The organism is Endozoicomonas sp. G2_1 (genome assembly GCF_017744155.1).
GTDB lineage: Bacteria > Pseudomonadota > Gammaproteobacteria > Enterobacterales > Alteromonadaceae > JAGHQT01.
Genome location: NZ_JAGHQT010000010.1, coordinates 76,590 through 101,045, shown reverse-complemented (window position 1 = coordinate 101,045; position 24,456 = coordinate 76,590). Strand labels below are relative to the sequence as shown.

The 24,456-nt window shown below is 41.9% G+C and carries 26 protein-coding genes; 10 read left to right on the top strand and 16 right to left on the bottom strand.

The features are described from left to right. Positions 1-33: 33 nt before the first annotated feature. The 4 genes from folK to dksA form a co-directional block, all read right to left on the bottom strand. Complete coding sequence (folK, locus tag J7384_RS12710) at positions 34-570, bottom strand: 2-amino-4-hydroxy-6-hydroxymethyldihydropteridine diphosphokinase (protein WP_209114611.1); 537 nt, start codon at positions 568-570, stop codon at positions 34-36. Between the two features lie 54 nt (positions 571-624). Further along, complete coding sequence (gene pcnB / locus J7384_RS12705) at positions 625-2,019, bottom strand: polynucleotide adenylyltransferase PcnB (RefSeq protein ID WP_209114609.1); 1,395 nt, start codon at positions 2,017-2,019, stop codon at positions 625-627. A 174-nt stretch (positions 2,020-2,193) separates the two neighbouring features. Next, positions 2,194-3,111: a tRNA glutamyl-Q(34) synthetase GluQRS gene (gluQRS, locus tag J7384_RS12700; RefSeq protein WP_209114607.1), complete on the bottom strand. Its 918-nt coding sequence runs from the start codon at positions 3,109-3,111 to the stop codon at positions 2,194-2,196. 113 nt (positions 3,112-3,224) lie between these two features. Beyond that, positions 3,225-3,665: an RNA polymerase-binding protein DksA gene (dksA, locus tag J7384_RS12695; RefSeq protein ID WP_209114604.1), complete on the bottom strand. Its 441-nt coding sequence runs from the start codon at positions 3,663-3,665 to the stop codon at positions 3,225-3,227. A 453-nt stretch (positions 3,666-4,118) separates the two neighbouring features. Between dksA and J7384_RS12690 the strand changes: the two genes are divergently transcribed. Then, the gene (locus tag J7384_RS12690; protein ID WP_209114602.1) at positions 4,119-5,453 is read left to right on the top strand and encodes a M20/M25/M40 family metallo-hydrolase; all 1,335 of its coding nucleotides are present in this window, start codon (positions 4,119-4,121) and stop codon (positions 5,451-5,453) included. A gap of 51 nt (positions 5,454-5,504) precedes the next feature. Here J7384_RS12690 and sfsA read toward each other — a convergent pair whose 3' ends face one another. The 5 genes from sfsA to J7384_RS12665 form a co-directional block, all read right to left on the bottom strand. Then, entirely contained in the window at positions 5,505-6,251 is a 747-nt protein-coding gene (gene sfsA, locus J7384_RS12685; RefSeq protein WP_209114600.1) for a DNA/RNA nuclease SfsA, read from the bottom strand. Positions 6,252-6,305: 54 nt separating this feature from the next. Beyond that, on the bottom strand, positions 6,306-6,698 hold the full coding sequence (locus tag J7384_RS12680) for a GNAT family N-acetyltransferase (RefSeq protein WP_209114598.1): 393 nt from the start codon (positions 6,696-6,698) through the stop codon (positions 6,306-6,308). A 5-nt stretch (positions 6,699-6,703) separates the two neighbouring features. Further along, entirely contained in the window at positions 6,704-7,099 is a 396-nt protein-coding gene (locus tag J7384_RS12675; RefSeq protein WP_209114596.1) for an MmcQ/YjbR family DNA-binding protein, read from the bottom strand. Positions 7,100-7,115: 16 nt separating this feature from the next. Further along, positions 7,116-8,024: a mechanosensitive ion channel family protein gene (locus J7384_RS12670; protein ID WP_209114594.1), complete on the bottom strand. Its 909-nt coding sequence runs from the start codon at positions 8,022-8,024 to the stop codon at positions 7,116-7,118. A 135-nt stretch (positions 8,025-8,159) separates the two neighbouring features. Continuing rightward, positions 8,160-8,612 carry an Lrp/AsnC family transcriptional regulator gene (locus J7384_RS12665; RefSeq protein ID WP_209114592.1) on the bottom strand — a complete coding sequence of 151 codons (453 nt, stop codon included), beginning with the start codon at positions 8,610-8,612 and terminating at the stop codon, positions 8,160-8,162. Between the two features lie 140 nt (positions 8,613-8,752). Here J7384_RS12665 and cysK point away from each other — a divergent pair, with 140 nt between their 5' ends. The 4 genes from cysK to J7384_RS12645 all read left to right on the top strand — a co-directional run bounded on the left by cysK (position 8,753) and on the right by J7384_RS12645 (position 11,508). After that, entirely contained in the window at positions 8,753-9,763 is a 1,011-nt protein-coding gene (cysK, locus tag J7384_RS12660; protein ID WP_209114591.1) for a cysteine synthase A, read from the top strand. 153 nt (positions 9,764-9,916) lie between these two features. Continuing rightward, the gene (locus J7384_RS12655) at positions 9,917-10,162 is read left to right on the top strand and encodes a VF530 family protein (RefSeq protein WP_209114589.1); all 246 of its coding nucleotides are present in this window, start codon (positions 9,917-9,919) and stop codon (positions 10,160-10,162) included. A gap of 216 nt (positions 10,163-10,378) precedes the next feature. Continuing rightward, positions 10,379-11,098, top strand: a complete 720-nt coding sequence (locus J7384_RS12650) for a PEP-CTERM sorting domain-containing protein (RefSeq protein ID WP_209114588.1) — start codon at positions 10,379-10,381, stop codon at positions 11,096-11,098. Positions 11,099-11,157: 59 nt separating this feature from the next. Continuing rightward, positions 11,158-11,508 carry a RidA family protein gene (locus tag J7384_RS12645; RefSeq protein ID WP_209114586.1) on the top strand — a complete coding sequence of 117 codons (351 nt, stop codon included), beginning with the start codon at positions 11,158-11,160 and terminating at the stop codon, positions 11,506-11,508. An 812-nt stretch (positions 11,509-12,320) separates the two neighbouring features. Here J7384_RS12645 and J7384_RS12640 read toward each other — a convergent pair. Next, positions 12,321-13,193, bottom strand: coding sequence for a universal stress protein (locus J7384_RS12640; protein WP_209114584.1), 873 nt, complete (start codon positions 13,191-13,193; stop codon positions 12,321-12,323). Positions 13,194-13,620: 427 nt separating this feature from the next. Beyond that, positions 13,621-15,282: a M28 family metallopeptidase gene (locus tag J7384_RS12635; protein WP_209114581.1), complete on the bottom strand. Its 1,662-nt coding sequence runs from the start codon at positions 15,280-15,282 to the stop codon at positions 13,621-13,623. A gap of 782 nt (positions 15,283-16,064) precedes the next feature. Here J7384_RS12635 and J7384_RS12630 point away from each other — a divergent pair. Further along, positions 16,065-16,556 (top strand): hypothetical protein, encoded by a 492-nt coding sequence (locus J7384_RS12630; protein WP_209114578.1) that lies wholly within the window; start codon positions 16,065-16,067, stop codon positions 16,554-16,556. A 73-nt stretch (positions 16,557-16,629) separates the two neighbouring features. After that, positions 16,630-17,163, top strand: coding sequence for a hypothetical protein (locus J7384_RS12625; RefSeq protein ID WP_209114575.1), 534 nt, complete (start codon positions 16,630-16,632; stop codon positions 17,161-17,163). A 96-nt stretch (positions 17,164-17,259) separates the two neighbouring features. Here J7384_RS12625 and J7384_RS12620 read toward each other — a convergent pair whose 3' ends face one another. The 4 genes from J7384_RS12620 to J7384_RS12605 are packed head-to-tail and all read right to left on the bottom strand — an operon-like array spanning position 17,260 to position 20,800. Then, complete coding sequence (locus J7384_RS12620; RefSeq protein WP_209114572.1) at positions 17,260-18,138, bottom strand: pesticin C-terminus-like muramidase; 879 nt, start codon at positions 18,136-18,138, stop codon at positions 17,260-17,262. Positions 18,139-18,148: 10 nt separating this feature from the next. Beyond that, positions 18,149-18,574 (bottom strand): hypothetical protein, encoded by a 426-nt coding sequence (locus J7384_RS12615; protein WP_209114568.1) that lies wholly within the window; start codon positions 18,572-18,574, stop codon positions 18,149-18,151. Positions 18,575-18,590: 16 nt separating this feature from the next. Then, positions 18,591-19,670 (bottom strand): hypothetical protein, encoded by a 1,080-nt coding sequence (locus J7384_RS12610; protein ID WP_209114566.1) that lies wholly within the window; start codon positions 19,668-19,670, stop codon positions 18,591-18,593. Then, positions 19,667-20,800, bottom strand: a complete 1,134-nt coding sequence (locus tag J7384_RS12605) for a hypothetical protein (RefSeq protein ID WP_209114564.1) — start codon at positions 20,798-20,800, stop codon at positions 19,667-19,669. The genes J7384_RS12610 and J7384_RS12605 overlap by 4 nt, the downstream gene beginning before the upstream one ends. Positions 20,801-20,968: 168 nt before the next feature. Between J7384_RS12605 and J7384_RS12600 the strand changes: the two genes are divergently transcribed. Both J7384_RS12600 and J7384_RS12595 read left to right on the top strand, forming a co-directional pair. Continuing rightward, positions 20,969-21,499: a hypothetical protein gene (locus J7384_RS12600; RefSeq protein ID WP_209114562.1), complete on the top strand. Its 531-nt coding sequence runs from the start codon at positions 20,969-20,971 to the stop codon at positions 21,497-21,499. 72 nt (positions 21,500-21,571) lie between these two features. Next, positions 21,572-21,976, top strand: coding sequence for a DoxX family protein (locus J7384_RS12595; protein WP_247741778.1), 405 nt, complete (start codon positions 21,572-21,574; stop codon positions 21,974-21,976). A 19-nt stretch (positions 21,977-21,995) separates the two neighbouring features. On the opposite strand, the gene J7384_RS12590 is transcribed toward J7384_RS12595, so the two are convergent. Continuing rightward, positions 21,996-22,511 (bottom strand): GNAT family N-acetyltransferase, encoded by a 516-nt coding sequence (locus tag J7384_RS12590; RefSeq protein WP_209114560.1) that lies wholly within the window; start codon positions 22,509-22,511, stop codon positions 21,996-21,998. A gap of 121 nt (positions 22,512-22,632) precedes the next feature. Here J7384_RS12590 and J7384_RS12585 point away from each other — a divergent pair, with 121 nt between their 5' ends. Continuing rightward, positions 22,633-24,357: a Na+/H+ antiporter NhaC family protein gene (locus J7384_RS12585; RefSeq protein ID WP_209114557.1), complete on the top strand. Its 1,725-nt coding sequence runs from the start codon at positions 22,633-22,635 to the stop codon at positions 24,355-24,357. Positions 24,358-24,456: the final 99 nt, after the last annotated feature.

Here is a 24,456-nt window from a genome sequence, read left to right as displayed (position 1 = left end):
TCTCTTTTAGCTACCTGCGCTGTTGTCGCAAGGCTATTGTGTTAACTTAGTTAATCCGTTAGGTGCAATTGTTTTAGCCAGTGTAGCCAGCTCGGTATTATCGGGTAGTACCAAATCAGGGGCAATTTCGGCTAATGGTAGCACGACAAACTCTCTTTGTTTAAGGCCGTAATGGGGCACCGTCAGTCGATCGCATTCGATAACCTGTTGACCAAACAACAATATATCTAAATCTAGCGTTCTCGGCCCCCAGCGCTCTGCTTTGCGAACTCGACCGGAATGTAATTCAATGGCTTGCAAGGCGTCTAGTAGCGTTAGCGGCTCAAGTGATGTCTCTAGTGCTAATACCGCGTTGACATAGTCGGGCTGGTCTTGTGGTCCCATTGGCTTACTACCATACAAGGAAGAAACCGCGACAACCCGCGTACCCTCAAGCACGCTCAGTGCATTGATTGCTTGCTCAACTTGCGCTTTGGGCTGCGCTAAGTTGCTGCCTAAACCTAGGTAAACCAGTTCTGTGCCACTCTTTTGAGCACTATTTGACGAATTATTTTCCAGATCTTGCGTCATACTATTTTGTCGCTCTTGTACCACTGTTAGCACTTTACTTCTGTTAGCTATGAGCTAGTGGTTATTTGGCTGACGTTGACCGCCATTACTAGATTTTGGCTTACGGCGTCTACGAGTATTGCGTCTGCTACTGGTGTTTTTGCTAGTCGACTTGATCATTTGGCTACGGGTATCCGGATTGGCCTGTTGAAAGTCGGTCCACCATTTCGCGAGTTCAAGTAATTCGCCACCTTCAACTTCAGCTCTGAGTAATAAAAAGTCGTAGCCGGCTCTAAATTTCGGGTGCTCTAATGTTTTAAATGCTTTTTTGCCTTCGCGCTTGTAAAACTTATCCTGCAAAATCCAAATGTCTTTCATTGGCAGTTGAAACCGTTTTGGTATTGCAATACTGCGCTGCTGCTCTGACATCAACTCGTGATAAGCGGCAAAAAAAGCATCTTGAGGCGTCAGTTGAGTACTGGCCTTGAGCTGATTGATATGGGCTTGCAGCGGATACCACAAAATCGCGGCAAATAAGAAGGCTGGCGTGACTCTTTGCTCGTTAGCTAAGCGATCATCGGTATTGCCTAACGCGAGATTAATTAGCGCTTGTAAATTATCGCTGTCTGGTGCACTTAGCGCTTGTTCAACAATTGGGAAAAAGTAAGTAAACAACTGATACGCGCGCAGCTGCTCAAAATTAGCAACCGCTTTACCAGAAACAAACAGCTTGAGAAATTCTTCAAACATTCGCGCTGGTGGAATGTTATCCAATAATGGTGCTAAACGCGTGATTGGCGCTTCGGTCTCGGCTTCTATGGTCATGTCGAGCTTAGTGGCAAAGCGAATAGCTCTTAGCATACGCACGGGATCTTCGCGGAAGCGAGTCTCTGGATCACCAATCAAGCGGATGACGCGATTTTCTATGTCTTTTACGCCGTTGGCAAAGTCGTAAATATTAAAATCAGCGACCGAATAGTAGAGTGCATTAATGGTAAAGTCACGGCGCTCAGCGTCTTCATCTATGGTGCCGTAAATGTTGTCTCTAAGCAGCATACCGTGCTCAGATTGCTTGGATTTTTTATCACCCGATTGCGCTTGTTGACTGTCGTGATGACCGCGAAATGTCGCTACTTCGATAATATCTCGGCCAAAAACAATATGGGCGAGACGAAAACGTCGGCCAATTAAGCGGCAGTTGCGAAACAGCGCTTTAATTTGCTCTGGTGTGGCATTGGTCGCGATATCGAAGTCTTTTGGCTGTTGGCCTAATAATATATCGCGAACACCACCACCGACTAAATATGCGTCGTAGCCACCTTTGTTAAGGCGATAGAGTACTTTTAAAGCGTTGCTGCTAATGTCTTGTCGTGATACCGGATGTTGATCGCGAGTAATCACTATTGGGCCTTGAGTTTGGCTCGATTGAGCACGACTCGATTGACCTTTTTTAAAGACTTTTTTGTACAAGTTGATGACGCGTTTAATAGTAGTAACCTCTAGTAAAAGTATTTTGGCGCGGTGTTTGCGTTTTTACGCCTTATATTCGCTTCGTGTTTTGGCTGCGACGCAAGTCGTTTTTTGGCCGCATGATATACTGATTTCGATAAAAATAGAATGATTGCTCGGGTAATTGTCTTATTTTTATTCAAATACAGACAACACTATTTCGGGCTGTTTTGGCATTTTTGTAAAATTAACCTGACTGACTGCCCAATCGATAATGGTATCTACATCTTGCTCAACCAAATCACTTGGTGGTGTTTGTCCTAAAAATTTGAGGGCAGCAATAATACTTGGCTGCGGCCTCTTTTGATCAATGGCAGGCGCCTTATTTTGCTTGCTAAGCTTATAACCTTGCTCAGTAACGACTAGTGGCACATGACCGAACAGCGGGGCAGGTTGAGCCAATATTTGATAAAAGCTTAGCTGTCTGGCGGTCGGTTCTAGTAAATCTGCGCCGCGAATAATATGGCTAATATTTTGCTCTATGTCGTCGGCAACAACCGCTAGTTGATATGCGAATAAGCCATCTTTGCGCAACACAGTAAAGTCTTCAGCGGCCAAAGCTTGTTGGCAGCTGACAGTGCCTTGAAATATGTCGTTAAAGCGGTAATGACCAACGTTGTTAATGACTCTAATTGCTGCATTTTCAGGTGTTCTTGCGAGCGTTTTACAATGGCCCTGATAAATACCGCCATGGGCTTTAATTTGAGCGCGGGTACAAGTGCAATAGTAGGCTTGCTTACACTTTAGCAGTGTTTGCAATATTGCCCGATAGCGTTCACTTTGTTGGCTTTGATAAAAAACTTCGCTGTCCCAATGTAAGCCGTAAGCGTCAAGAGTTCGCAAAATATCGTCTGCGGCGCCCGCTTGCTCCCGAGGAGGATCAATATCTTCAATGCGCACCAGCCACTTGCCTTGATGTTGCCGAGCGTGGATATAACTGGCTAATGCCGTGACCAGAGAGCCAAAGTGAAGGGCTCCAGAAGGGGACGGGGCAAAGCGACCCACATAAGGCTGATTTGAGGCTTGATTAGCGGTTGATAAGGGAGATGACATAATGAATGGTGATAGCCCAATCAGTTAGGTTGTAGATTGGGCTAGAGTCAAACGGTTAATAGCAAAGCAGCAAGTCAAAAAATGCTGCAATGGTCACTGAGGAAGCTCAGCGATTAACCCGCCATTTGGCGTTCTTTGATTTCTGCTAGTGTTTTACACTCGATACACAAATCGGCAGTTGGTCGTGCTTCTAAGCGACGGATACCAATTTCAATGCCACATGACTTACAGAAGCCGAATTCGTCTTCTTCGATCAATTGCAGAGTCTTTTCAATTTTCTTGATAAGTTTACGCTCGCGATCTCGGGTGCGAAGCTCTAAGCTAAATTCTTCTTCTTGAGCAGCGCGATCAACAGGATCTGGGAAGTTTGCTGCTTCGTCTTTCATGTGAGTTACTGTGCGGTCAACTTCTTCACGCAGCTGAACGCGCCAAGCATCAAGAATTTTTTTGAAGTGCTCTAGTTGCTCTTCGCTCATGTATTCTTCGCCAGGCTTTTCCTGATATGGCTCGACGCCCGCTAACGCCAAAATACCTAATGCTTTCTTTTCTGGCATGCTTATTCTCCTAATGCTACATAGACCTAGTTAGCTTAGCGCTAACACATGGTTGCAATTGCCACGGTTGCCAATCTGTTGATAGCGATTGGTCATTTTAATTTTACTAATGCGCTATATGGGTTCACTTGCTATAAAGATCAAGTTTATGGCGATAAAAATAAAATAGCGCTTTATTATCAATGCCTTACCTTGGTAATTAGCAAGCTGCTAATAATCGGTACTAAGGCGGAACAAGTAAACAAACTCTTTTAGCAAGTTTTTTAGGTTAACGTCAACTGCTAATCATACGATATCGTTTAATTATTGACCTTTTGTCTATTTACTGTACAGATACGTAAGTGATTACTAATGTTGACCTGAAATTTGCGATTTTGTTTCCGTGAAATTAGTTTTGTTTTACTTGTTTGCAGGTAAACTATTAGCCATATTTATCTATTATCCAGATTTGTTATGAAACCGTTTAAAAACCATTTAAGCAGTGTTGCTGCTGTTCTCGTTTCACTCAGTGTTGCTTTTCCGCTTAGCGCTAAGTCAGTTGATACTCAGCTTTCGGCAAAAGAACAAGCTATTGTTGCTCAGCTTGAACAGAGCTTACCTCGTGATTTAAAACATTTAGAGCATATTGTTAACATCAATAGTGGCACGATGAATTTTGCTGGCGTTAAAGATGTTGGCATGTATCTGAAAAGCGAATTTGATGCCATTGGTTTTGAAACAAAATGGTTGGATGGCAAGTCGTTTAATCGCGCGGGACACTTGGTGGCGACTTATCACGCCAACAAGGCCAACGCTAAGAAAGTACTGCTGATTGGTCACTTAGACACAGTGTTTGCACCAGAGGACGACTTTCAGCGTTATCGAAAGATTAATGAAACTCAAGTTGCGGGTCCCGGTGTCACCGATATGAAAGGTGGCAACATTATTATTTTAGCGTTGGCAAAAGCGCTAAAGGCAGAAGGTGTTTTAGACAACATTAGCTTACAAGTGGTGATGACCGGCGATGAAGAAAAGAGTGGTCGACCGTTATCCGCATCTAAAAAAGCATTGATAGACGGTGCTAAGTGGGCGGATGTTGCCCTTGGTTTTGAAGATGGTGATGGCAATGTCACCACGGCCGTGACTGCTCGTCGAGGTTCTATTGGCTGGACTTTAGAAGTTACGGCGAAATCAGCACATTCTTCGCAAATTTTTCGCGAAGATATCGGTGCTGGTGCGATTTATGAAAGTGCTCGTATTTTAAATAGCTTTCGCGAGCAATTAGGTGAAGAACCAAATTTAACTTTTAATCCTGGCGCTATTGTCGCAGGTACTCGAACCAGCTTTGACAACAAAGCATCAACTGGCAGTGCTTTTGGCAAGAGTAATGTTATTGCTAAAACGGCACTAGTAAAAGGCGATATTCGGGCAATATCAGCTGAGCAACTGGCAAAGACCAAGCAAGTAATGACTGCAATAGTTACAGATAATTTACCTCATACCCAAGCAACTATTCATTTTGCTGATGGTTATCCGCCACTTACGCCGACACAGGGCAACGCCGATTTGCTTGAGGTTTACAGTAAAGTTAGCCAAGACTTAGGCTATGGCAAAGTCACCGCGGTCGATCCAAGAAAAGCAGGGGCTGCCGATATTTCATTTACCTCTGGCTATGTCGATATGGCATTAGACGGCTTGGGTTTAATGGGGCGAGGTGGACACACGAAAGGCGAAGTTGCTGAGCTTGATACCTTTGCTCAAAATAGTCAAAAGGCGGCACTGTTAATTTATCGCTTGTCACAGCAATAATGGCAAACTTTAAACTAAAATCACCAATACTTATTTTTTAACTTCAAAAGGTTAAACGATAAGTGGCAAGCTATCGGTTAATGCCATCTGGTGTTGATCGATAGTTGCTCCGTATACCAGCACTTCAACGCCATGAGCAATAGCTTGCTTAAGTAATTCACTGTATTTAAGGTCCACATGACTTGCTGGCGATACTTGTTTTATGCCTGTGTGTAAAACCGCGAAAATCAGCACTGCTCGATAGCCTGCACTTTTCATCGCCATTAATTCTCGCAAGTGCTTTTGGCCTCGACTAGTGACGGCATCGGGAAAATAGCCACAGCCTCGAGCAATGGCGTCTCGATCCGTTTGTGCCAACAAGGTTGCACTTTTCACTTCGACATATGCATCGGCAACTGACTGGTCTTTATGCTGGCTGAGCAAGAAATCTATCTTGCTGTTTTCACCTCCGTATTTGACTTCGCGCGCTAGATTTTGGTAGCCAGTCAGCGCTGAAATTACATCACTTTTTAGCGCAATTTCTGTCAGGGTGTTGGCTTGTACCGTATTGACGCAAATGAAGTGGCCTGCTTTTGTTTGGCTCAGCTGCCAACTGCACGGGTACTTTCTTTTTGGGTTGTCGTGTCGATTGTACCAAACCGTATCACCCTCGTTCGCGCAGCCAGTCATGGCTCCAGTATTGGCGCAGTGAATGGTTTCAATGTCACCATTTGGATGGCGGATATCGGCCAGAAAACGTTTGTAGCGTTTGATTAAGGTGGCAGATTGTAATGGTGGGTCGAATTTGTGAACTGTCATTTAATTATTAAAACATCCAGATTTGTTGTAAATAGCGAGTTATTTAACTATTCATTACTTTACTATATACATGCCTTCAGAGCGCGGTCGGCTTAGCTTAAAGCCAAACTTTTTGTATAGGGCCGGGACATCAGCCATCAAGGTGATGTAAGCACTAGGCATTGCCGCTTGATCGAGATAGTCCATAATTGCTTGCATAATCTCAGTGCCCAATCCTTGTGCTTGATAGCTGGGCTCAACCGCAATATCGACAATATCAAAATTGAGGGCGCCATCGCCGACGACGCGTCCCATTGCAACCACTTGGTTGTCGTGAACAATGTGAACACCAAAAAGGCTGTTGGGCAAAGCCTTTTCTGCAGCCGCTCGTGTTCTCGGGGTTAAGCCGGTAATAGCTCGGAGCCTTAGAAAGTCGTCAATGGGGGCTACTTGTTTAATCAGCATCATTGCGGTTATAACTTGAGCAAGATTGACGTTTGCTCTTTTTTGGTCATTTTGCCGACCACTAAGCGAAAGGATTGATCTATCATGCGTTCGATTTCACCTTTTGGAATTGAACCGTCGAGAATGACAGTATTCCATTGAGCTTTATTCATATGGTAACCGGGAGTCACTGAGGCAAAGATATCGCGTAAGATAACAGCTTCATCTGGATCGCACTTTAAGTTCATACAAAAGTGTCCGGCCAACTTACCCTCGGTACCTTTTTCATTGCCGGTACCGAATGACAAGGTGGCAAACATCTTACCTTTGACCTTGTATACTTCAACCTCGGGACCAAATGGGTAATCCAGTTTGGTCTCGGGTTTGGCAAGCAGGTAATTTTTTAGCTGATCTACGTTTGTCATAATTTTTTAGTTAGGACTAACTTGCTTGTTGAATTAAATGAACATCCCGTTGTGGGTAAGGGATGGTAATACTTGCTTGCTTGAGCGCGCCATATATTGCTTGGTTTGCTTGGTATTTATTGGCGTATAAGTTATTGGTTGGCGTCCATAATCGGATACCGATATTAATACTACTGTCGGCGAACTCGTCAATGCCCACTTGTAGTTGTTTTTGCTCGCCGGTGATATTGAGTTCGCTAATGGTTTTTTCAATCAGTGCAATAGCGTCGATCGGATTGTCGTCGTAGGAAATACCTATGCTTAGCTCTAATAGTGAGTCGTGCTTTGAATTGTGAAGAATCTCGCCGACAATGTGTTTGTTGGGAATAGTAATTTCAACATTGTCTTCGTCTTGTAAAATGGTGTAAGCGAGCAGGACTTCTTTTACTACCCCTTTAACCCCTTGTACTTGGATAGTGTCGCCAACGACAAATGGGCGCAGCAAAATAATGTTAAAGCCCGAAGCATAGTTAGCCAGCAAACCTTGCAGCGCTAAACTAGCACCTAAAGTTACCGCACCAATTGCGGCGACAAACGGCGTTACGCTAATACCTAGCTTGCCTAAAGCGACTATGGTGATGAGTACGACAACTACCATTTTACTGGTGTTGGCGAGAAAACGACTAAGGGTGATATCAAGTGATTGCTTTTCACAGACTCTCAGCACTAATTTACCTACTTTTCCAGCAACGAAATAGCCAAATAAAAAGATTAAAAATGCGCCGACCAATTGAAAGCTGTAGTTGGCAAAAAAGTCGATAATCAAATCGTAATACTTAGTGACCTGATCAATTTCTTCTTTTAATAGTTCACTTGGCGCCAAGCTGGTAACGGCATCGTTCGTTGTTGTTGGTGAAGCTTCTGGAGCATCGTTGCTGTTAAACATTGGTATTCTCTTCGATGATTAGGCTTTTGGTTTTAGCCTAAGTGAGGGCTAATGCATTGGCAAGCTAATTTAGCAAAACAATGATGTAAACTGACTATTTATTTGAGCTGACTAATGATGTAATTTGAACAATGCCTAGCGAATCGGCAACGCGGTCGTGTATTTGATCTGTTCCATGGCAAAGCTAGAGGTGACATCGGCTAAATCAATACCACTGACGAGCTTTTTGTAAAAAACGTCAAACGCTTTCATATCGGCAACGACAACTTTAAGCAGGTAGTCGTACTCACCACTTAAACGGTAAAACTCAACCACTTGTTCAAAGCTAGCGGCATGTTCGGCAAAGGTGGTGAGCCACGTTTCGTCGTGTCGCCCAGCTTTGACTTGAACAAATACCGTCAGATCAACATTGAGCTTTTCTGTTGATAATAGAGTGACTCGCTTGACAATAGTACCTTGTTTTTCCAGTGCTTGAATGCGTCGCCAACAGGGAGAAACCGTTAGCCCAACCTGCTCCGCAATGTCGTTGACCGACAGAGTCGCATCTTGCTGGATAAGTCGTAGTATTGCTTTATCAATGTTATCCATGAAAAATTATTCTCATTATTGAGGTTGAATTGAATTATTTTTCTAATATTAGCGGTAATTGACTAAACTTTGGAAATTATTTTCTCATCATCAGTGGCAAACTATTTACCATAAACGTCAGCACTTAATGAGAGAAAAAGATGTCAGCTAATGTCGCGTTAATAGATCAAGTTTCAAACCAAAGTTCGACTCAAATCGAAAGTCATTTATCTAGCGCGACTGAAAGTCGTGGCAAAATCTACCAAAGTATTACCGAGACTATTGGTGCAACGCCTTTAGTTCAGCTAAATAGAGTAAAAGCAGCGCTGGGCTTATCGGCTGATATTATGGCTAAAATTGAGTACTTTAATCCGGCGGGTTCGGTGAAAGATCGCGCCGCAATGGCAATGATCTCAGAGTTGATGGCATCGCCATCATTTACTGAGAAAACGGAAATTATCGAAGCAACGTCAGGTAACAATGGTGTTTCTTGTGCTTGGATTTGCGCGATGATGAATATTCCTCTGACCATTGTTATTCCTGAACATATGTCTATTGAGCGCAGAAAATTAATTAAACATTACGGTGCTAAGGTCGTTACCACGCCAAAGGCACTTGGTACCAAAGGAGCAATAGATAAAGCCAAAGCGCTAATTGCCAATAATCCCAATGCTGTAATGCTCGATCAGTTTGCTAATGATGCAAATACTTGTACTCACGCCGAAACAACTGCCGAAGAAATCTGGCGTGACACTGCGGGAAAAATTGATGTTATTGTCGCCGGTGTCGGTACTGGTGGCACAATTACGGGCATCGCCAAACGTTTAAAGACGCTTAATCCAGCATTAAAAGTGGTTGCGGTAGAGCCATCGTCCTGCCCTGTATTGAGTGAAGGGCGCAGTGGCGTCCACAAAATTCAGGGGCTAAGTTCAGGTCATGTCCCTGATATTTTGGATGTCGAACTACTCGATCAAGTGATTGCGGTTGATAATCAAGATGCAATCGATAGCGCGAAAATACTCGCGAAGCTAGAGGGATTGCCTGTTGGTATTTCTTCCGGCGCGGCATTGTTTGCGAGTGTTGAAGTGGCAAAGCAGATGCCATCAGCCAAAATCGTGACGATTTTTGCCGATACCGCAGAGCGTTACTTTAGCACTGAGCTTTTTGAGTAAAGGTTTAGCGGAGCACTGATATTAAGTCGGTCAAACTTAGTATCAGGGTAATAGGGCAATAGAAATTAGTTTGCTATACTGGCAACAATGTTTAGGTACTTTATGTATTAGTGTCTAATCTTGTTCCCATCAACCTATTAAGTATGCAAATAAATGAGCCAAGTTCAGCCTAATAATCCACTTCACGGTATCACTCTAGAGCAATTATTAATTCGATTAGAGGCTGAAATCGGTTGGGATGAAATGGCAAAGTGCGTCAAAATTCGCTGTTTTAGTCACGATCCGAGTATTAAATCGAGTCTTAAATTTTTGCGCAGAACCCCTTGGGCACGTGCTGAGGTTGAACAACTCTATATTAATACTTTTCACGGTTTTGTTTGGCCAGACTCCAATCATTAATTGTTTGGTCACTGTAACATTTGTCATTAAAGTGTCATAAGTGATTGTTTTTCATACTTATAGCTGTCGGTTATTTTAACAATGAAAAAATTTAATAGCGTTGTATGTCTGTAAGGTATTGAAAAATAATACTATTTAATGTTGGTATCTTTTTTGCTTAAAGGACGCGGTAAATAACCCTTTATACTTTTTAGTAACTTACAGATAGGTTGTAGTATGTTGAAGTCAATTAAAAGTCTCTCGTTTTTGTTTGCTTTCTTTGTCGTTAGTGTTGCACAAGCCAATATTATTGTTGATACCAGCTTATGGACACTTGAAGACTCACCAGCTCGCGGTGGTGCTCAAGGACTAACAAGTTCTGGTAGTAATCAAGCAGTACAGAACAATAACGCCAATGGTTCTATTATTAGTAACTTCAGTTTAACTGGTGATTTTACTTTTGACGGTATTTTAACTCCGACGACTAGCTTTTTTGATGATGATGACATTTTAGGTGTGGTTTTTGGCTGGCAAGACGCTGATAATCACTATCGTCTGGGGTGGGAGCAAGGTGGCTTAAATGATCGCGGTATAGGCGCTGACGGTCGTTTGGTAGTCTCAAGTGGTATGTTTTTAGTGAGAGAAGTTGCTGGTGTTTCAACTATTTTGTTCCAACAAGAAATATTTTGGCAAGACGATGTTGACTACAACTTTTCAGTTGGCCGTAACGGTGATGATATTTCGTTTAGCTTAGGTGGTATTAACCGTTCATTTACCGATACTAGTTTTACCTCTGGCCGTGTTGGCTTTTATACTGAAAGTCAAACAGCTCGATTTTCTGGCTTGGCAAGTCGACCAGTGGCTCCAACCGCTGTTCCAGAACCAAGTGCGGTTGCGTTGTTGGGATTAGCTCTTCTGTTCTTAGTTTGGCGCCGTAGAACGACAAACTCGTTATAATTGTTAACACCAAATGGGATGTCTCATTTTGAGCATCCCCTAAAACTGCGGTATACACTATGACAATTGAACGAATCGAAACCAAACAGCGAATGAGCCGAATTGTTAAGCACAAAGGCCTTATTTATTTGTGTGGTCAAGTTTGCGCTGATGCAAGTAAAGGCATAACTGAACAAACCCAAACCATGCTTGATAAAGTAGATGAACTGTTAGCTAAATCGGGCAGTGATCGCGAACATATTTTATCTGCCACTATCTACTTAAAAACTATGCAAAATTTTGCTGGTATGAACGCAGTATGGGATGCATGGGTACCAGAAGGGCATGCGCCAGCTCGAGCATGTGTTACTGCTGATATGGCTCGCGAAGAATTGTTAGTTGAAATTTCAATAGTTGCTGCTGAGAAATAACTCATTGGGAACAATGATTAAACAACGTAAAGTTGCTCTTTGTCTCAATATTTAGTTACGCAGCCATCGTTAGTTAATTTTATGAAGCAACGCGTTGCTAGTGATGTTCACTGTTACAAGTTAACATGAGTGTGGGCGCGCTTCTTTTTGATTTTTGGCCGTCTGCCTTAGTCAATACATTCAGATGATGCTCTGATATACATTTCTCTATTTTCCAGCTCCAAGTCAGTTGGATGTTGTTGCTAATTTTAATACCATTGATTGAGCATTATCAAAAAAGAGAATAAATCTTTGCATATTGATCCTGTCACGCTACTGTTGATGCTCGTAGTAAGCCAAGCCATATCATTCCTTTTTGCCGTCGTCTATTTAGTATTTTTATTCTCTAGATATAGTGATCAAACTGATAAAGGTACTAGATTTTTTAAAGCTATGGGGATTATTTGGGCTGGTTTTACTGTCAGTTTTCTTGTAGTAATTGGGGTGTCCGAGATACTTTATATTTAGCAAAACTCTCAGTGCCATTTTGGTTATGCGTTAGCAAAACCTACAGAATTTTGTTTTGGGATATTTGACAATCCAATTGCTTCACTCTCTACCGAAGCCAGCATCACTGCATACCTAGTGATAGCTGCTATTGTCGACTACCTATTAATAAACTGGAGTTCGCAAGCAAAAAGGCGCTAAAGTGACGAGGAGAGATAAGATAATTGGGACTAGCCACAACTAAAAACTAGTCCAATGCTTCTTTGTATATTCTTTTACTCGTTACCTTCATTTTATAACTGCAATTAGTCGTTATGTTTTAGCTTTTACATATCTTGAGCTGGCTTTACAATCAAACAATCTGTGCGTAAATGGTGCATAACTTTTTCTGCAGTATTACCTTGTAAAAAGCCGTTGAGCCCCTCGTGACCAAAGCAGCCGAGAATAACTAAATCGGCGCGCAAGTCACTGGCGACATGAGGCAATACTTTTTTTGTACAGCCGGCATGGACGTGACTAGTGACATTAGTGATGTCGTGTTCGGTCAATATCGCTTCCATTTTTTGCTTAAATGCCGGCGCTTTTTTCCGTTCAACATTGTGTTTATCAACAATATCTAACTCTAATAATGGCCTAGCGATGGGAATGCAGTAAACTGCGTGCAAAGAGGTATGAGTTGCTTGTGCCCAAGTGTTTCCCCAGTCTAGTGTCAAATTGTTGAGGTGTTGGTGCCTTACATCATCATGTCCCAAGTCTAACGTCATCAATATATTGGCTTTGCTTTTCCACTTGTTATGACTAGCAATCAAAATAGGGCAGTGTAAGTGGCGCACTAATTTCCAGTCGGTAGGCATGTGAAAAAGTGACTCTGTACGGTGACCACCCTTTATGACTAAGTCTACTTTTGGCATCTGCTCGTCACATCGCTTAACCACCCATTCATCAATGTGATCACTGACCACAACTTTTGCGTCGACATGTGTTTGATCAGGCCCGAAGGTTTGTTCAACTATCTTGTTGAGTGATACTTGTGCTTGGTTAATGTGCTCAGTTTCTGAAATTCGAGCGTGTTTGTTGTGCTGAATAAACTTGATGATTTCTAAGCTTGCTGAAATATCTTTGGCAATGTCTCGCGCTTTTTCTAGCGAGAGTAAGTCATTATCTTCAAAATCGGCAATTACTAAAACGTGTTTATTCATTAATTTTACCTGTAAATTACACTTAGTTGTATTGAGTATAGTTCAGGGTTTTGTTTTTTGAGTGGCTAAGCACTTAAATTTGTTGAACTTGTTATCTGATACGATTTTTAAGTAGCGTTCATAAAGTCATCAAAAATAAAGCCAATTACTGACTTTTTATTTTAGAAATGCGCTGAAAAGGCTGGCTTGTGTGGTGTTTTTCTATGAGTCGGCTAATTTTAAAGTATTGTAGTCAATATATAGTTAGTCGTCGTCAGCTCTACTTTTTATTACAGAACAGTATTTATTCGAAGCTTGTTACTACTAAAAATTATCAAAGAATGCTCATTACAGGTGAGGTATCGAGTATGACTCACAAACGGTATATAAAACTGCGTCATATATATACCGTTTTTATTGCGAGTTATTGTCGTTTATTACTCGTTATTTATTTACGGCTAAACTCTGATTTTTCGCTCCATTTCGGCCAGATATTGGCTGAAGACAGCTCGTAACCGACTTCAAAGAAAGCTTGAATATCTTCAACCGCACCAGAGAGGTCCCATTCTTCAGTGAATTCGTCACAAAGGTTGTGGTAACACTTAGCCAATTTCGGATCCAGCTGTTCACGCAATAATCTAGTTGCTTCATCTACTGGCGTTTTACCACTTTTGGCGTACAGCGCCGGTATGCCAATGTTGGCGAAGGCAAAGTGATCTGAACGATAGTAAATGCCTGCGGCAGGGCGAGGGTCGCCAGCAATTGTTCTACCCTGCTTTTTCACGGCAACAGTTAGATAATTGTCGAGTTCTGATTGGCCGAGTCCGTAGACTGAAACATCGCTGCTGCGACCGTTAACACCTAAAGCATCCATATTGATGTTAGCGACCGTTTTATTCGCAGGAATAACTGGATTGGCTGCGTAGTACTTTGAACCTAGTAAACCTTGTTCTTCAGCGGTTACCGCGATAATGGTTATTGAGCGCTCAGGCTTAACAGGTAAGCTCGCAAACGCTTTTGCAATTTCAATGAGCGCTGCTGTTCCCGTCGCGTTATCGACTGCTCCGTTGTATATTTGATCGCCTTCTAAACCAGTATTTTTACCCAAGTGATCCCAATGAGCGCTGTATAAGATGTGTTCATCAGAGACGGTACGACCTGGTAAGGTTGCGATAAAGTTATATGACGTTGACTTTTTAACGGTATTCTTTACCGTGACAGAAGCGGTTAAATCACCCATTTCAACGTGATAGCTACCTTTAGCGGCCATTTCTTTAGCTTGTTTGAAGTTAAGACCGGCATTGTCAAACAGCTCAGCTGCAACCTCCGCGTTGATCCAACCTTCAACGGCGACGCGATCTTTGTTTAAGTCGTCGCGATCAAAACCGAATTGCGGACCACTCCAAGAGTTAGCCACCACTGACCAACCGTAAGAAGCTGGTGCGGTTTCATGAATAATAATGGCACCTGCTGCACCTTGGCGGCTAGCTTCCTCGTATTTGTAGGTCCAACGACCGTAGTAAGTCATGGCATTACCGGTAAATAACGCTGGATCTTGGCTTGCATAACCGGGATCGTTAACTAGGATAACGACTGTTTTACCTTTTACATCAATACCTTGATAGTCGTTCCAATTATATTCTGGGGCATTAATACCATAGCCGACAAAAACTAACTCAGAATGGTTTAACTCTGATAGCTCAGTGATGCGGCTAGAACCCATTACCATATCTTTGCCGTATTGATAGGTTTTATCACCTTTTGCTTGGCTGCCGATGGTTAAGATCATCTCTGGTGACGCCTCGAGAGAAACCATAGGAACCGCTTGTAAAAAGCTATCGCCATTACCCGGCTTAAAACCTAATTTAGTTAAATTATTGGTTAAATAATCGAGTGTTAGCTGTTCGCCTTTAGTTGAAGGAGCTCTACCTTCAAATTCATCAGAAGCTAGCACTTTAACGTGTTCGGCTAGCTGATTGGCGTTAATGGTGTTGTAAGCAGCTTGTATATCACTTTTGCTATTAATCGTTTGGCTATTGTCTGATTCAATACTGTTACAGCCTGATAAAGCTACAGCAGTCAGTAAGCCAATACTGAGTATTTTTTTCATAGTTATTATTAGTTTGTTAATGAGTTTCAACGAGATTATAAACTGATTTCACTAATATCAATCAATTGATAGCAAAATACTGAGTTTAAAGTTAAGCGAAACTGTCTCGGTAAACTTTACATACCGTGATATTCACTTGAAAAACAAAAAGCATAGCTGCTCTAATAGTCAAATTATAATTAATTGTTTGCTCTCAATTTATGGCGAAACCAAATAAGAAAGCTCCGGCTAAATCCGTGAATATTTATTGCAGTAAATGCCAACAAAAACTGTTCAAATACAAAAAAGGTGGTAAAGGTGCGTTAGTAAAGTGTTTTAAAGAGAGGATTGTTGAAGATTACACTGCTAAGCCCTGCTTTTGCCCCAATTGCGAAAGTGAATTTGCTCGAGATACTTTGGTGCGAGGCACGCCTGCATACAAAATTATTGGCGGCAAGGTTCGAGTGAAGTAGCTCATTGTTAGGTCTCGAAATGTAAATTTTAGTTTGATGATTTATCAGACAGTTTGCTCTTCATATTGAGGTTTACTTCATTTACTTCTGACCTGTTGAAGAGGGTAGGTTGAAACAATAAAACACAACCTATTTTTTTAGAGAATTTATGCCTTTGTCCTCAAAATTGGCTAATAGCCTCTGCCACGTTCGCAAGTAGGATCAATTCCAGTTGTTAACCCAAACGTAATATATCCCTCTATTTAATTAATATGTATGTGATCATTTTAAAATAAATCTTGATTTTATGAAAAAATTTGCGCAAAATATTTCTTATTGAGGAGGTTGATTATGACTAAGTTACGTAGCCCGCAGTTCGGTGCCATTTTATTTCGATCAAGTGAACTAATTAGTGCGCAAGGAGTAGAGGTTTTTGATCGTTTAGGTATTAGCTTGCACGCGAACAAGATCTCAATAGTGCTTGCGTTGCATACTAAAGGAGCTCTTTCTTCAACTGAGCTGTCTAAACACATAGGTATATCTAGGCAATTAATCGAAAGCCGTCTGAAAACCAGTGTAGATGATGGTTTTTTCATTTCTTTGCCTGACCCAAGAGACTCTCGCAAACGAATCTATGAAATCTCTGATGAATCGAAAGCTGAAGCCGATCGAATTGTGTCAATCATGAAAGATTTTGAACAAGTCTATTCAACACTATGGGAAGAAATTGGGGTTGACCTAGAAGTAGCATTGAAACAAATGGAAAAAGCTTTAGATTATAAATCTTTGATGACTCGCCTTTGTGAAGGTTTTCCAAATTATTACAATGAGGTAGGAGGCTAAGAATAATTATTTGTTTGTCTTAATACGTTATTACACCTCCACATGGAGGAGGCAGTTATGAAATGGAGAAAAAATGAAAAATATTATTCAGATACTAATTATTGCTGGCATTTTGTCTTTTCACGTTCAAGCAACAGAAAAAACCAATCTGCCTTACGAGCAACTTTTGATGCAGTACATTCAGTGGGCTGGTGGCATAGAAAGAGAAGGTGCCAGTATAGGCAAACCTCTGAACCAAAGAGATTTGATGTTGGCTCGAGAAATCGGCATTGAAGCTCCTGAAAAGGTTAGAGTTATCTACGTTGATGAAGTGCCTTATCCCTATGAAAACCCTGCGCTGAAAGCCATGGGAGAGTCGCTCGGTTTAATCGGGGCTGACATCGTCAATCAAGCGCAAGTGTTCGGATATTCAATATATGTTCGAAAAGACTACGAGCTTGATCGTCCCAGAATGGCTCACGAATTAGTGCACGTTTTACAAATAGAAAGAGCAAGCTTTGCTGAAGTTGTAACACAACATGTAAGTGACATGAGCAAATACAGTTATGAAAATGCACCGCTTGAAGTTGAAGCTTTTAAAGCTAATAAAAAGTACGCAATTAAATAAATGCTCAACAGAAAAGACACCATAGAATACCCAATTGTATTGTTTATTCAAATGCTATCTGGCTTAGATGGAACGTCGCAATTGACTTATTCGCGTTTAGTCGTCAATCGAGGCTCTAATTAGGGTTCCTTCTAGTCTACGCCTCTTTCTAATGCCGATTAGTTTATGATTTTGTTGCATACTACTAATTAGATCTGCGCATGCCAGCCATTGCTGGCATGCGACCAATTCAATTAAGGGAGTTAACGCTTTATTGTAAACACCGCGGTTAAATGCTAACGATAGCAATGAGGTCTGCACACTTGCTGGCGTATCTGTATCAGTTAGATTAGTGAACCTTTTTTGCAGTGCTATCCAGTACGGTTCTATTACCGCCGGCAAAATTTGCAGCGCTTGTTGCTTGCTGATTCTTATATTCAGTAGCTCAATGGATTGGTTGAGATGTTTTTTTGCCTTGCGACCTTTGAGTCCCTGACAACCTTTACATGCAGCAAGTTGTGGTGGCGATAGTAATGGTTGATAGTGAGCAATGATATCATCCAGTTCTTGCTGACCCAGATCAAAGCCCGGATCTAAGGTAACGCCTGAAGCTCCGCCCGGCCAATATGCTTTGCCAGCATGGCCTTCTCGGTCGTGAATCCAAGCGAGGTCACCGCGAAAATTAGCCAAGTACCTTTTTGCAAAATCAGGTTGATTGGTATTATCAGGCGTCATGGCAGCGGCTGAAGTAGGGGGAATTGCTGGCCTCTTTGATAACTCTTGTTCAATGAGTTGCCACGTCGCCGAATCAACTTGTCCAGTTTTTGCTAATTTGTGTTCAGCTTGCAGTTGTTCAATGATTTGCTCAGTGCTTTCACCAAAATAACCATCAGCGACTACCTCATAGCCCAACAAACTGAGCATGCGTTGTAGGTGTTTTACTTCCGCTTTAAATTCTGGGCGACCACGGGCAAATCCGTCATAGCGTTTTAACATCCTATTGTTCCTATAGAGCCCCTTTAATCAGGGTCTTTAGTCCTGCGTGGGCAATGTTAACCACTTTACTACCAAAATTTTGCCAACGTTCTTGCTTAGCTATTAAATCTTGCTGGGCTTGTTCAGTAATATTTGCCAGTTGTTTAATAACTTGTTCCTGATCGGGATCCATTGGAGTTAAGTACTGGCTGGCACTTTTCACTTGTTGAAGTTGTGATAATAATTGCTCACTCCGGCGTTTTTCTTCGTCGATAAACGCTTGTTTCTCTGTTTCTAACTGTTGTTTAAGCGTTTCAAGGCCTTGTTCAAACTCTCTTTCTAGTTGCGCAAAAGAGTCTGTTAACCAGGCATCCATTTGAGCAGAAGCTTGATTGACGACTTGCTGAGCCTCTTGAGTGAGAGTAGGGTCTATGTCGGGGGGACGAAAGGTAGGCATAACAAGCTCCTAATTATTACTTATTAATCTGTTGTTGGTTAAAGGTGTCGACTTCTTTATCTAGTTTTGTTGTCGCTTGTTTTATTGAGTCTGACACTGCGTTGTCAAACTCGTTAGTCGCATCGTCGACGATAACGTTTATCGAACGCTTAAATATATCGCCACTGATTTGACCAATTGTATCGCCAAAAATACCGCCTACTTTATCTTTGATAGTTTCACTGTAGCTGGTTAAAATTGCTTTGGTTTGTCCTGATGCACCATTGAGTATCAATTGCCAAATTGCTGGCTGGGTGACGTCGCGAGCAAGTAAATTTAGCGCGTCTTTGGTGACTTGCCATTGACTGTTGATGGCGCTTTTTTCCTGTTTCAAGGTGTTAATTGTCTCGCCGATATTGTTGTAAACTTGATTGAGCTCGGCGTTTAAGGTGTCAACAGAAATATCAAAGCTATTGTCTTGTTTAACGAGGGCTTCTAAGGCTTTGATTTTGACAATAGCCAGTTGCTGCTGGTACTCCTCAATGGTGTTTTGCCAAATAAGTGTTTCTTGTTCATACCCCAAATGTAAGATGTACTCAGCATCGACACTGTAGTCTCGGTACTTTTTGCTCAAGTCTTGGTGGTTTTCAAAAGAAATTTTATTGCAAGCTTCCTTGGCGTTAGCGCACGGGTGTTCTACTAGTTGGCTCTTTAGGTTATCTGCTTTATCTCTATATATTTTTTGTTTAGCGACAATAGGTGGCCAAAAAGTATCCTCAATGCGTTGGTCAAGCCCGCTAAGTACCTTTTCCTGAACCTTGTTTTGGTAATCTGTGATCGCTTGATTAATTAACGCATCACGACGGAGTAATAACAGCGACTTTTTTAGTTGTGTAAGTTGGCTTTGATCCTTTTGTATAATGGTACTTAGCGCTTTAATATCCGCTTGCGCCGCTTCCATCGATAAAATATAGGCGTCAATGGTTTCATCGTGGCGCTTATGCAATGACTCAGCCGTTTCTACGACTTGAGTAGCAAGTTGCTCGGTGTTTTCTGAGGTATGCATACAGCCAGTAGCGGCTATCGCAACCAAAATTAAGGGAACTAGTAGTCTCATTTTTTTGCTTCCTGCTCTAAAACAATAGTTTTGATCATTTCATCTTTCACCTGAAAAGCAGAACGCTTTAATTCGGTGATACTTCGCGGTTTTAAAGAGTGGGTGAATTGTGCTAGGAACGCTTTGCGCCGAGCAATAATATCGGCAGGCCCTTGTGCGACTGATTGCTGGGCAGAGCCAAAAATTCTTTTACCTAGTTTGTCGAAAAGGCTGACTGTTTTTCGCGAGTAGAAACCGAAGATAAACGCTAGCAATGGCAAGCTGTAAATACCCACTTGATAATCGCCGAGGTCAAACCAACCTACGGCGATGGCAGTGACCAAAATCCACGCCAAAATTGGGCCATAAATTAGTTTGCTATAGGCAACCCATCGCTCACTTGCTTTAAAATTATTATTGCGCAGGTATTCCGCAGAGTTTACTAGTAGATTGGCTAATACACCGAAAATAGCAAAAAAGATGATTTCAACCGAACTGCCAATAGGACTTGACCAGAAAAAAGATTTTGCTTTACTGGCTCTTAAATACTTAATATCTTGGTATTGTTCGCCTGCTTGTTGTTGAAGTTCGGCGAGACTTTTAACTAAACGAGCTGATATTTGACTACTCGCATTGAAATTTTTTAGTTGTGCTAGCTCTATTGAAAGCGCAAGTGTTTGTTGGTATGCGGTATCCCAAACAGAGCATGGTTGGAGACAGGATGAATGATTACAAGAATTTTCAGTGTTGCAGTTATTTTGAAACAATGCCGCATTAATTTCTGTGATTGTTTGGTTGGCATTACTATCCTTTGCTCCTTCTTGTTTTAATGTACTAGTAAGACGTTCTATATCGATTTTTACTTGCGAGATTAAGGTTCTTATGTTGCCAGTTCTTTCGTCTAAACGCGCTAGGATATTTTTTGCATCGTCTTCGCCCATAACCCACTTGACCGACTGAACATCAATCAATAAAAACTCTCCTTGGGGCGTTATTCGATAGGCGTGTTTGAGGTCGACTTGTGCGAATTCACTATCGCTGTCGATAACTGCATGCAGCGCTATGTAGAGAATTATCCAAAACACACTCAATAACATCATGCGCAGAATAAACCTGTGTTCAGGTTTTCTTTTTGGTAAGTGGGTTACCATTATTCATTCCCTCGTGCTGGCGTTAAAACGGCGTATCATGTGGAACAGTTTCAACATTACAAGGTATAGACGACAACAAATAAAAATGCAAAATGCTGTAGTAAGTGCAGGCGATCGCTGAGCGATTCTCTTGCGTATAGCTTTACTCACTGCGATTTATGGAATGTTGTGTTGTTATCTATAGAACAAATTAACCGAGATAAGCATTTATACGCTGTCGCCGAATTGCCACTGATTACCATTTACGATGACAACTGGTTTGTCCGCAATGACTACGACGTGCTGTCGTTTGGTCAAAGGCAGTACCTAGTTAATTACTTTACTAAACAGGGCTTTGTCCAAAAAAGAGGGCAATTGCTGAGTGGTGAAAAAGTAGATATACACTTGCCAAAACCCAACCGTTTACTGGCGATGTCCGGCTTTGAACAACAATATTTGGTCAATCAAAATCAAGATATTTACTGCGTTACGCCAACGGTTTTTGCTGAAGCGCTGTTTCGTTTATATCTAGGCGATCAAGACAGCCAGCTTTGTGCGGTTAAAGCGCTGATTGACAAGTGTCCATACAATATTGAATGGCTTAGAGATGTGAGCGTAAATACTGATATCGAGCAGGTAACCATTGAAACTTATCACGACTTAATGCGCTATCAAAAGCGTGTTGTCGAAAAGAGTTTTAAGCGTAAAAAAGCGCTTTAGCTGCGGTGTAGGCAGGTATTTTAACTGTTCACTTGTTATACTCATTTTTCTTTACTTTTTTAGATTTTAACTATGCAAATTGACAAATACGCACTCGCGTTCGGCCGTATATTGATGGCACTTTATTTTCTCATTCCTGGTGTGATGAAATTTCTCACCTGGGATTTACATATTGCTTTGATGGAAAAGCACGGTATGGCAATGATTCCGTTTTTCTTGGTCGCCGCTGGTGTTGTTCAAATCGTCGCCGCAATATTGTTAATCGTCAATAGATATACCGCTATTGTTGCACTAATACTCGCTGCTTTAGTGATTGTGATTAATATCAATCTGCACGATTTTTGGAATTTTACTGGCATTGAAGCAAGCCATGAAACGCAAAATTTTGTTAAAAATCTCGGTATATTCGCGGGCTTGCTATTACTTGCCGGACATCACTGGCATGACAACAAAAAAGCAGATTCAAGTCCTAAGTAACGCACCAGTCAGAGGAGCGTTAGAAAGTAATTAAGTAACGATTATAGAGCTGGTCGTGTTCTACCACTTGTTGACTGAAAGTAAAACCGAGCTTTTCCAAAATCTTGTTTGATGCAATGTTATCTGGCATTACATCGGCAAAGGCGTTTTCTAATGCCATAACACGTTTACCATAGGCCAATGTTGCTTGCGCTATCTCAGTAGCTAAGCCAACACCCCAGTAATCTGGCAATAGCCGATAACCTAAATCAGGCATTGCCAAAGACTCAATATACTTAAAGCCACAAAACCCGATAACACGGTCAGTTTCTTTTAGCACAATCGCCCAGCGGCCATAACTGTATTGTTGATATTCTTTAAGCCAGATTTCGCTAATAACTTTTTCTGCATCTTGGCGTGTTTTTACTGCGTCGGCATCACCAGTATATCGAGTCACCTCTGGTTCGCTATTAAATTCGAAAACAGCGTCGGCATCAGCGAGGGTAAATTCGCGCAGGTACATACGGTCGGTTGATAGAATTTCCTTGTCGTTCATTGAGATATTCCTAAGTGTATAGATTTCGCTACTAGTTGTTTGAAATTGAAGAATAATTTTTGAAATGTACTAACCTCAAATTAGGTTATATTAAATGTGTTTTACAATCTAGGCGGCGAGCATGAAAAAAAATTATAATAGTGTTGCGTTAGTTGTCTTAGTGCTGAGCTTATTGTCGGCACTATACGTTAATTTTTATGTCGACAAAGTGTGGCTTGAACAAGCCTATATTTACGATATTTACACCACTGAATCGGGGCAATTGGCCTACACCTATCGAGATAAAACCCGTATTATCGACAATATTGTCCAGTATCGGGACTCACCGCTTAATCAAGCGAACCTCAGCCAAGTCAATTCCGAACCCAAAATAACCGAGCAGTGGGTCGAGAATGAGCAAGGGCAAATATCTTTATTAAAGCCAGCATTTCATTTTGGTTTGTGGTCATTATTGCCCGCTTTTCTTACCATTGCTCTGTGTCTTTTAACGCGTGAACCACTCACTTCGCTGTTTAGCGGAATTGTTATCGGCGCGTTGATGCTTGGTAGCTATGATTTAACCGACAAAGTGATTATTCCTAACCTTGCCAAAGAAGGTACCGCAGCGCTGTTATTACTTTACTTGTGGTTGTTGGGCGGCTTGTTGGGAATTTGGTCGAAAACCGGTGCCGCTCAAGCGTTTGCTCACTATATGACAGATAATTTTGTCCGGGGGCCGCGTTCAGCAAAATTGGTTTCATGGCTGATGGGCGTGTTATTTTTTCAGGGTGGTACTATGAGCACAGTGCTTGTTGGTACGACAGTTAAACCATTGGCAGATAAGGCGAAAGTGAGTCATGAAGAAATGAGTTATATCGTTGACTCAACGGCTTCGCCGATTGCCTCTGTGTTGGCGTTCAATGCTTGGCCAGCCTATGTTCAAGCACTTATTTTTGTCCCGGGTGTCGCATTTTTAGCAACAGAAACGGATCGAATTAAGTTTTTCTTTAGCAGTATTCCTTTTAGCTTCTACGGTATTTTAGCGGTGCTAGGAACATTACTGGTCAGTTTAAACGTGACCAAATTTGCCGGTAAAAGAATTAACGCCGCCAAACTCCGAGTTGAACAAACTGGTCAACTCGATGCCCCCGATGCTAAGCCGCTGAGCGCCAAAGAGCTCGAAGGGGCTGACGTTCCTGCTGGCTATCGACCTCATATGCTTGAATTTATTGTGCCTTTGGTTAGCTTGATTGCCATTGCTATTTTTACGTTTATTTTTTTGGGTTCCCCAAAAGTTAACTGGGCCTTTGGCGTTGCGTTATTATTGGCGGCGTCGATTGCGCTAGTTAAAGGTATGTCACTGAATAATGTCATCGACGGATTTGGCAATGGCTTAAAAGGTGTTGTTGTAGCGTCGGTGATCTTAATGCTAGCAGTGATTATTGGCAGTATTAGTAAAGAAATAGGTGGTGGTTTGTATTTGGTGTCAAAGCTTGGTCAGCAGTTACCGTTTTGGCTATTACCGGTTATTTTACAGCTAATCACTATGGTGATCGCTTTTTCAACCGGCACCAGCTGGGGCACTTATGCCATCGCTTTTCCCCTTGCTATGCCATTGGCTTGGGCGGTAGCGGGGGCACAAGAGCTCGCAAACCCTGAGGTATTTATGATGATTTGCTTTGCCACTGTGCTCAATGGCAGTGTTTATGGTGATCAGTGCTCGCCAATCTCAGATACTACTATTTTAAGTGCCATGACCACAGGTTGTGACTTGATGGATCACGTTAAGTCGCAAATCGTGCCTGCAACGTTTGCGGCGGGTTTGGCAGGAGTACTTTGGACAGGGTCTGCTCTTTTGCTGGCATAACCGTATTTTGCACTGAACATTTAGACCATTATATTCGTTAATTATATCAAGTTGTAGCTCGCTTACTTTTGACTGAGTGCCATTGGGCCACTAAGCTTG